This is a genomic window from bacterium endosymbiont of Bathymodiolus sp. 5 South, assembly GCF_900128535.1.
GTDB lineage: Bacteria > Pseudomonadota > Gammaproteobacteria > PS1 > Pseudothioglobaceae > Thiodubiliella.
In genome coordinates, this window is sequence record NZ_FQTR01000074.1 from 1 (window position 1) to 9,440 (window position 9,440).

The 9,440-nt window shown below is 36.4% G+C and carries 7 protein-coding genes; all 7 read left to right on the forward strand.

The window, feature by feature from the left end:
- Positions 1-2,037 (forward strand): calcium-binding protein (locus BBROOKSOX_RS07345; protein WP_306821343.1); only part of this gene is annotated, 2,037 nt, incomplete at its 5' end.
- A gap of 14 nt (positions 2,038-2,051) precedes the next feature.
- Positions 2,052-2,345 carry a hypothetical protein gene (locus BBROOKSOX_RS07350; protein WP_139660550.1) on the forward strand — a complete coding sequence of 98 codons (294 nt, stop codon included), beginning with the start codon at positions 2,052-2,054 and terminating at the stop codon, positions 2,343-2,345.
- 21 nt (positions 2,346-2,366) lie between these two features.
- Complete coding sequence (locus tag BBROOKSOX_RS07355; protein ID WP_139660551.1) at positions 2,367-4,415, forward strand: peptidase domain-containing ABC transporter; 2,049 nt, start codon at positions 2,367-2,369, stop codon at positions 4,413-4,415.
- A 127-nt stretch (positions 4,416-4,542) separates the two neighbouring features.
- Positions 4,543-5,892, forward strand: coding sequence for an HlyD family type I secretion periplasmic adaptor subunit (locus tag BBROOKSOX_RS07360; protein WP_139660552.1), 1,350 nt, complete (start codon positions 4,543-4,545; stop codon positions 5,890-5,892).
- Positions 5,870-8,017 carry a peptidase domain-containing ABC transporter gene (locus BBROOKSOX_RS07365; protein WP_180323908.1) on the forward strand — a complete coding sequence of 716 codons (2,148 nt, stop codon included), beginning with the start codon at positions 5,870-5,872 and terminating at the stop codon, positions 8,015-8,017. The genes BBROOKSOX_RS07360 and BBROOKSOX_RS07365 overlap by 23 nt, the downstream gene beginning before the upstream one ends.
- A 218-nt stretch (positions 8,018-8,235) precedes the next feature.
- Entirely contained in the window at positions 8,236-8,466 is a 231-nt protein-coding gene (locus BBROOKSOX_RS07370; RefSeq protein ID WP_139660554.1) for a hypothetical protein, read from the forward strand.
- 98 nt (positions 8,467-8,564) lie between these two features.
- Entirely contained in the window at positions 8,565-9,215 is a 651-nt protein-coding gene (locus tag BBROOKSOX_RS07375) for a rhodanese-like domain-containing protein (protein WP_139660555.1), read from the forward strand.
- The last annotated feature ends 225 nt before the right edge of the window (positions 9,216-9,440 follow it).

Below are 9,440 nucleotides of genomic sequence, written 5' to 3' on the forward strand. Positions count from 1 at the left end.
ACAATTGGCGGACAAGGATCTGACATTCTTATTGGTAATGGCAATTTTAGTTTTATGTTTGGCGATACCTTCTCTTCTGTTTTAGATACGACTGTTGCTTCATTATTTGGCATTATGCAGCAAGGATACACCTCAGACGGACAACCCAAAACCACTTTTACCTACACACCAAGCAATGTAAAAACAAAACTTATCAACGGCATTCTCAATGAAATGGCAGCAAAAGCAGAAGACACCACCTTTGGCGATATCTTAGGCTATCAATACATCGATTCTGGTGAATTCTACAAAACCAAGACATCAACCCCTGATTTATCAATGTCAGATATATTAAAAGAGTTGCTTGGCACAGTGTCTGACACCTTTGATAACTCCATTCAAGCTTTATCTGAACCAAATCGTATTATTAATGCATTGAAATCTAGCACAGAATCAATCGAAGATATGGGTGAAAACACGCTGGATGCATTAGGGCTCAAAGATAAAAAGAAAGACGACGATGACGATGACGATGACGATGACGATGATAGTGATAGTGATAGTAATGACAGCAAAGATTCAAACAATGTTGCCAGTGATAATGAAGAAAACTTAGACGGCACTGAAGAAAAAGACGGTGCCAAAGAAAAAGACAGCACTGAAGAAAGCAAAAAAGCCTTTGGCTTTAGTGGACTTAAGCTACCCTCTTTATTTGACTTGTATGCACCAAACTTAATTAAAACCCTTAGCAATCTACCAGAATTAGCAAAAACGCTATCCAGTAGTATTGCCACAGATTCTGCCAATATGGAAGATAAAGTCGTTGAGTTCTTCTCGGGCATGGGTTATATGACCAACGACGGAGATTTATTCTTCAATATAGGGGCTTACAATTTTGCATGGGGCGGCGACGGCAAGGACTTATTTGCTTTAATGGGCACCAACAACAATGTTTGGGGTGGCAAAGGAGATGATGTTGCTTATGTCATTGGCGAAGGCAACACCATTAGCGGCAACGAAGGAGATGACAATGCAGTCTTTGTCGGTCAAAACCATATGTTTATTGGCGGTGAAGGCGATGACATTGGTGTTGCATCTGGTCGATACAACACTTTATTTGGTGGCACAGGCGCAGATCAGCTTTGGGCATTTGGAGAAAGAGCTTATATTACAGGCAACGAAGGGGATGATTATTTAGTATCCACTGGTAATTATGGCAAAATTTATGGCCATTCTGGCGATGATATCGGGGTTGTCATTGGTGCCCATAATATAATGAATTTAGGCGAAGGAGACGACCATGGAAAAGTATTTGGCAACAAGAATATTGTTTATTTGGGTGAAGGCAATGACGAATTAGAAGTTGCCAGTCACGACTCCGTCATCTCTGCTGGATCTGGCAATGACTCCCTATATATGCATAAAAAATCAAGCAACAACAACATTGATGCAGGCACAGGGGATGACTTACTGTATTTGGGCGGCACAAACAACAGTGTGACTGGCGGCGAAGGGGCAGATGTATTTATAATTGGCAAGGACAACCTATCTAGCAAACTTACCGTTGACAGTCAGGATTATATTGTATTTGATTTAGACAGTTATCAAGATGTGATGTATTATCGTTATAATGACAACGACCTTTTAATCAAACACCGATTCCTTGCAGAGGCAGACAAATCCGATATTGATTCTCAAGCGGATAATGCTGATATTGATTCTCAAGAGGACAATACCGATGTCAATGTCAATGTCAATGTCAATGTCAATACTTCCAAACAATATCAAAATCAAGACGGCACCGTATTAATCAAAGACTATTTTGCCGATAATAACAGTACCGATGGTGCAAAAATTTGTGTTGATATTGATGCTGAAAATAACCGCTACCATTATCTAGACAAGGCACAAGTCAGCAAACTGGTTGAATATATGTCCTCTTTTGATTCATTTGCCGATACCGAAGGCGTAGCAGGATATACACAAGAAGTGAATCAATTATGGTCAGCGTCCAAGGTTGGTTATAATATGCCTGAGGTGATGAAAAATTTAACTTAATGAGAGAATAAAACATGAACAACAAAAATATGTTTGTAGATACTATTAGTGCCATTAATGTCAACAATGGCATTGTCAAAATGAACTTAGTAGCACAATCTTCTGAGCAACCAATAACCGATGACAACAACCCACCAAAGTTTGACGATTTGGGACAAATCACAATGCCGTTAAATGGTTTTTTGTATATGCTAAGTGTGATTGAAGGACTGATGAAAGATGACAAAATGAAAGACATGATTCAACGCTTTCAGGCAGCTGGCATTATTCCAACTGAGCAAGAGATTAAAAAAGCTCAGGATAAATAGTTTTTTAGCGAGCCTTTAGTATTGCAATCCGTTTATCAATCAGTTTATACACTATTCCTACTATTAAGAGAAGAGGTTCTTGGCAAAGACATTCTTATTCAAGAAAGTAAAGATAACACCTATGATGAACAAAAACTGCATTTATTTGCCAAAGAAAATCTATTAAAACTCCAGTTTAGCAAAGCAAAACTCTCTGTTAAAAAACTACAAAAGAGAGTGCCTTTTATTTTTTTTACTAAAGATAATCAGCCTTCTGTGGTTGCTCATTTCTCCCAAGAGGGGGTTTTAATTCAACGCCCTGGCAAGGAGCCTGCTCAATTTCAATTATCTGATATACAACAAGTTTGGAGTGGCAATGTTATTTTTGTCAAAGACACCGCTAAATTTGGACTTGAGTGGTTTGTGCCTGAATTTTTGCGTTATCGTAAGACCTTATTAGAAATCATTAGTTTTTCTTGCGTTTTAAAAATTGTGGCGTTGATCTTGCCATTGATTTTTCAAGTGGTCATTGATAAAGTGGTTGTCAATAACGCCTTATCAACGATGATGATTTTATTGATTGCCTTACTGAGTGCCAATCTATTTGAAATCGCCTTAACCAGTATACGCGAATATTTATTATTACACACCGCCAATCGCATTGATATTGGTTTGGGAATGCGTTTATTTAAGCATTTGATACATTTGCCCATCGCCTTTTTTGAAAGCAAATCTGTTGGATTGTTGGTGAGTAGAGCGCAAGAAATTAACAGTGTGCGTGAATTTTTTACAGGCCAAGCATTATTGAGTGTTATTGACTTTGTGTTTTTATTCATTACTTTTTTTGTCATGTATTATATCTCCCCAAAAATAGCCTTGGTGGCTGCCATTACAGTACCATTTTATTTTATTAGCACTTGGTTGTTGACACCAAAACTGATTAAATACATTGAATTGTCATTCAGCAAGGGGGCAAAAAATACCGCCTTTTTAACAGAATCTATCTCCAACAGTGAAACCATCAAAAGTATGGCGTTAGAACGGGTAATGTTAAAACGTTGGAATAAGCAAACCAACAGTATGGTTGGCGTGAATTATAATTTACAAAAATTAAATACCTTTGCCTTACAAATGGTCAGTATTTTTTCAAAAGTTGTGGGGGTGTTGATTTTATGGCTGGCTGCCATCGAAGTATTTGCATTAAATATGACCATTGGGCAATTGATTGCTTTTAATATGTTGTTGTCTATGTTTCAACAACCCCTGAATCAACTCACTTCATTGTGGCAAGAATTTTTACAAACAAAAATAGCCATTGAGCGATTAAGCAGTATTTTAAATACACCTGCTGAAAAGAAGAAAAATCAAGTCCCACATAAATTGCAAGGAAAAATTGAACTTAAAAATGTGTCTTTTAAATACACACCTACGGGTAATTTGGTGCTTGAAAATATTAATTTAACCATTGGGATTGGCGAAAGTGTAGCATTGGTCGGTGGATCTGGCTCTGGGAAAAGCACCATTGCCAAATTAATACAAGGTCTATATGTGCCTGATTCTGGTGATATTTATATTGACGATGTTAATATTAATAAAATAGACAAACATTCGTTAAGAGATCAAATCGGCGTTGTTTTACAAGATAACTACCTTTTTCAAGAAAGTGTGCGCGCAAATATTGCTCACAAGAATCCAACTTTGCCTATAGCGCAAGTCATTGAGGCGGCAAAAACCTCAGGTGCCGATGAATTTATTCGCAAAATGCAATTGGGGTACAATACTGAGATTCAAGAAGGTGGTAAGTCTTTATCAGGCGGACAAAGGCAAAGAATTGCCTTTGCCAGAGCCATTATTGACCAGCCAAAATTACTCATCTTGGATGAAGCAACCTCTGCTTTGGATGAAGAATCTCAAGCATTAATTCGTCAAAATATGGCTGCAATATCACACGGTAAAACCGTGATTACTATCGCCCATCGTTTGTCCACCATTCGTTCTTGCGATCGAGTGGTGGTTATCAATAAAGGTAAAATAACGGATATTTTAACGGGTGAAGATAAGACCAAATATTTAACCCTTATCCCCTCATGAATTACACTTTATCTAAAAAGGCCTTGTATGAATAATCATCAAAAATCCAATTTCTTTAACCCTTTTTTTAATCCTGCCTTGGTCTTGCTAAAAAAAAGGGTTAAAGAAATTAACCGCTGAGTAAAAAATGAATAAGAAGAATTTTTTTTCAATCTTTGTTAACAAAAAAATCGACAACAAAGCCTTTGAATTTTCCCCGACTTATTTACGCATTCAAAGACAAGCGCCGACAAATTTTTCTCGCTTAATTGGCTGGAGCGTGGTTGCATTTGTAACAATAGTATTATTATGGTCTTATTTTAGCCACATTGCTATTTATGCAAATACCACAGGTAAATTAATTGTCTCTGGCAAGTCGCAAAAAATTCAATCCTTGTATTCAGGAAAAATTGAAAAAATTTATGTTAAAGAAGGGCAAGTTGTACAAAAAGGAGATTTGTTGGTGCAATTGAGCGACACAGAAATAAAAACCAATCTTGTCAACTTTCAGGCGAAATTGTCATTTTATCAACAAAATCAGCAGAATTTTAAATACATTTTCCCCATTATTGAGCAAATAGAACAAGCAGAAAAGATCCCTGAAATTAACATTTTGCACAATAGACAAGCCCTCCTAGATTTAGAAGAATTCTTTAAACAAATTGCACAATTTAATGCCAAAATTAACAACCTAAAAAAATCCAGTAACAATTTAAAAAAGGAAATTGAATTGGAGCAATCTATGATAGAAAATGCACGCAAGCGTGTCAAAATGTTCAGTCAATTTTTTGACAATCAAGACATTTCCGAATTGCAATTTCTGCAAGCGCAGAAGGAATTACTACAATCTAAAAAAGAATTGCTCAGCAAACAATCAAAACTGCACGACATAAACAACAGCCGTCAATTAGAAAAAAGCAATAAAAAATTTGCCATCAGTCAAAAGAAAAATAAAATTTACAAAGAATACCAAAAAAATCAATTGGATATTGTTGAAACATCGGAGGCGTTAAAAAAATATCAAAACCAACAACAAGCCATGCATTTTTATGCGCCAATAGAGGGCTTTGTACAAGAAATTGCCATCAACACAATTGGCGGCGTGGTGACTTCTGCACAAGAATTAATGTCCATTGTCCCCATCGGAGAACTTTCTTTGAAAGCCGAAGTAAAAATATTAAATAAAGATGTGGGTTTTGTACGCACTGGGCAAACAGCAAGCGTGCAATTGGATGCTTTTAATTATATAAAATACGGTGCAATTGATGGGGTGGTTGAAAATATTTATCAAGATTCTGTTGAAGACAAAGATATGGGGTATGTTTTTTTAGCTACCATCAACCTCAAAGACAACAAAATACAACATAAGGGCAAAACCATACGCTTACACGCAGGCCTGTCAGTCGTTGTTAGAATAGAAACAGGGCGACGCCGCGTGATTGACTACTTATTATCGCCTGTTCTGGAGCATGTCAATGAAAGCCTTAAAGAGCGCTAATTTCACTGCCAGCAGCCGCGCTTTATGTTGCATCGTTCAGTTATTAAAACATTTTGAAAAAAATATTGAACTCAAAAGCCTTAGCCATTTATTGGTCAGCAATCAAAACAGTAATTTAAGCCAATCTGAGCTAATATACGCCATTAAATGGGCAGGCATCAATGCAGAATATGTGCAAATTAATCTCAATCAATTGCATAAATTACATCTCCCTGCGCTCATTCAGTGCCAAAATAATTGGCTGCTTCTTGAGGCTTTTGACGGAGAAAATCTCACGGTCTTTGATGGCATGGAGAGTTGGCAAATAAGCATGCCAGATTGTCATCAAATTTGGCAAAATTCCTGTATTGCCATTGCCAATAATTTAGAAGAATACGATGCCAATACCGTGCAGAATGTACCTATTAAAAATGATTCTATTTTTCAATGGTTTTTGCCTTCCATTAAAAAACATAAAAAACAATTTTTATCGGTGATTTTTATCTCCATTATGATTCAGCTGATTATGCTGCTCACACCCTTATTATTTCAATATTTTTTAGACAGCGCATTACCCAGTTTTAACCTTACCATTCTCCAGACTATTATGATAGCAATGCTATTTTTTGCTTTGGCTGACCCAATTTTTTTATTGATGCGATCTTTCGCTTTTTCCAATCTAACTTCTAAAATAGATGCAGAATTAACCAGTCGTATTTACGAACATTTAATGCAATTGCAATTGTCTTTTTTTCAAAATAATCAAATTGGAAAAATAACCGCTTTTATGCGGGAAATGGCAAATATTAGGCAGTTTATGACCGGAAATTCACTCACTCTAGTGATTGATTTGATTTTTGTAGTGGTGTTTTTCTCGGTAATGTTTCAATATTCTGTTTTTATGACGGTTGTTGTCTTAATATTTTTGCTGATTTATTTTTTCTTTTGGATAATAGTAGGTCCAGTTGTGCGTAAACGCAGCGAACAATCTTTTGATGCAAATGCAGACAATACCGCATTATTAACAGAAACTTTATACGGTATCAACTCAATCAAGTCAATGGCAACAGAAAATAGATTCATCCGTCAATGGGAAAAACGATTAGGCAGATATCAGCATGCCTATGCACAAGCAGAATTGACTAATATTTTTTCCATGCAAGGCATTTCACTGATTAATAAAATAATGGTTATTGTTATTTTATGGTTAGGCATTACCGAAGTACTAGAAGGCAACTTAACCATTGGTGCTTTCATTGCTTTTCGCATGTATTCCAATTATGTTGTGGAGCCTGTGATTCGTTTGGCACAAATATGGCAAGATTTTCAATATACATTAGTTTCCATTAAAAAAATTAGTTTAATTCTTAAAGAGCCATTAGAAGAATTACCCAAAAATATGTTCCTTAATAAGATTTCAGGCGATATTATTTTTAAGGGTGTTTATTTTACTTACCAAAAAGAATTGCCTGCCGTTTTATCAGACATTAATTTAACCTTGGAGTCTGGTCGCATGCTTGGCATAACAGGACCTTCTGGTTCTGGAAAAAGCACATTAACCAAATTATTACAAATGTTTTATCAATCTACTACAGGGGAGATATTAATAGACGGATTAGACATTAGAACACTCTCGCCAACTGAATTAAGAATGAATATGGGCGTTGTATTGCAAAATAGTGAATTATTTCAAGACACTATTATCAACAACCTTAAGCTCGCTAACCCTGATGTTACAACAGAACAATTACAAAAAATTGCCAAAATGTGCGGTGCAGATTTTATTGAAGAATTGCCACAAGGTTACGAGACAATGTTAAGCGAAAAAGGTAGCAATTTATCAGGCGGACAACGACAAAGAATCGCATTTATGCGAGCACTTATTAACAACCCTAAGATTCTAATTCTAGATGAGGCAACTTCTGCCCTAGACTATGCTTCAGAGCGTATTATTTTAGACCACCTGCCAGAAATAAGAAAAAATAGAACCGTTATCTCAGTTGCTCACCGCCTTAACACCCTTAAAGATGCGGATGTGATTGTTTTTATTGATAAAGGCAGAATCACTGAGCAAGGCACACACCAAGAACTGATAGATAAAAATGGTGGTTACGCAAAACTCTACCACTTGCAACAACAAACATAGGAAAAGTGTTGTGGGGGCGTGATTGTTTACAGTCATCTTATTGCGCTGTTACGGTTTGAATCAGGTGTCATCAACCAACAAAAATTTGCACTTAGAATTTGTATGTGTGATCAAGAATATTGGATTATTATAATATTATTGAATATAGATAGACTTGCAAAGTATTTTTTCTTGTGAATAATAACAGTTTTTAATTAATCAAAACATAGGAAGCAACAATGAAAAAATTAGCCATATTATTTGGGTTGTTATTAAGTTTTAATGTATTTTCTGATGTAAAAGATGGTGTTGCTGTTTTAAATGACGAGCCCACTGAAAAACAAATGCAAGTAGTGCGTGATGGTGCCAAAGATCGTTGTGAAGACATTGATGATGAAGACAAACGCGAGGTTTGTGTGGTTGATTATTACGCACAACACAACTTAGAAGAAGAGCCTAGTTGCGATTAGCAAATAAATAACAAGAATTTTTAGTGCCACTTATGATAGAGGGCTATCAATAACCAACTCGAAAGAGTTATTTTTTATAACAAAAAAAAGGAAATAAAATGAAACTTAAAACATTAGTAATAAGTGTTGCATCAGTAGCATTATTAGCGTCAACGGCTGTAACAGCTAACAAGCCAGTTGGCATCACTAAAGGCGTTATGAGCATAGCAGGTATCTCTCGTGATCAAAACAACAAAGCCACTATTAATCCAGCGTTTGCAAAGACTTCGCGTCCTTGTCCGCCATTCTGTATCCAACCGACAAACCCGTTTGCACCAGCAGCCGTTGATACAGTGAGCGAATTAGATGTTCTCTATGCACTTCGTGATATTTCTAGAGGTGATAAGTCAAAAATGGTGATTGATGCACGCACGCCAATTTGGACTACCGCTGAAAAAGGTGGAACAATCAAAGGTTCAGTTAACATCTCATACAAGAAATTAAACGCCAGGGCAGTTGCTAAGGATCCAGATGCAGTGATGGAAATCCTAACCAAAAAGTTTGGTGTGACTGAGCAAGATGGTATTTTTAACTTCAGTAGAGCCAAAACTTTGTATTTGTTCTGTAATGGCCTGTGGTGTGGTCAATCGCCTGCAGCGATTAGAGCACTACTTTCGCTGGGTTACCCAGAGCACAAACTTAAGTATTACCGCAGTGGTATGAATGCATGGCATTCATTAGGACTTAGTACAGTTCACAATTTAAAGTAATTTTTAATGACTTTTAACTAAGGAAAAGGGCGTAATAACGCCCTTTTTTATTGTAAGATTGTTACATAATGAGACCTTTGCATAAATAGGGATGATTAGCAAAATCCAATTTTTGCCCAATTGGTGATTTCTTTAAACCTTGTCCTAGCAAGGCTAAGGCTGGGTTTAAAAAATCGCCAAGTGGGTGAAAAGTGGGTTTCTGATGATTATTCCTATTTATGCAAA

What these genes read in the sequence shown, in the direction of transcription:
- BBROOKSOX_RS07350 (WP_139660550.1), top strand. Translation starts at nt 2,052, where the DNA reads ATGAACAACAAAAATATGTTTGTAGATACTATTAGTGCCATTAATGTC.
- BBROOKSOX_RS07360 (WP_139660552.1), top strand. Translation starts at nt 4,543, where the DNA reads ATGAATAAGAAGAATTTTTTTTCAATCTTTGTTAACAAAAAAATCGAC.
- BBROOKSOX_RS07365 (WP_180323908.1), top strand. Translation starts at nt 5,870, where the DNA reads ATGAAAGCCTTAAAGAGCGCTAATTTCACTGCCAGCAGCCGCGCTTTA.
- BBROOKSOX_RS07370 (WP_139660554.1), top strand. Translation starts at nt 8,236, where the DNA reads ATGAAAAAATTAGCCATATTATTTGGGTTGTTATTAAGTTTTAATGTA.
- BBROOKSOX_RS07375 (WP_139660555.1), top strand. Translation starts at nt 8,565, where the DNA reads ATGAAACTTAAAACATTAGTAATAAGTGTTGCATCAGTAGCATTATTA.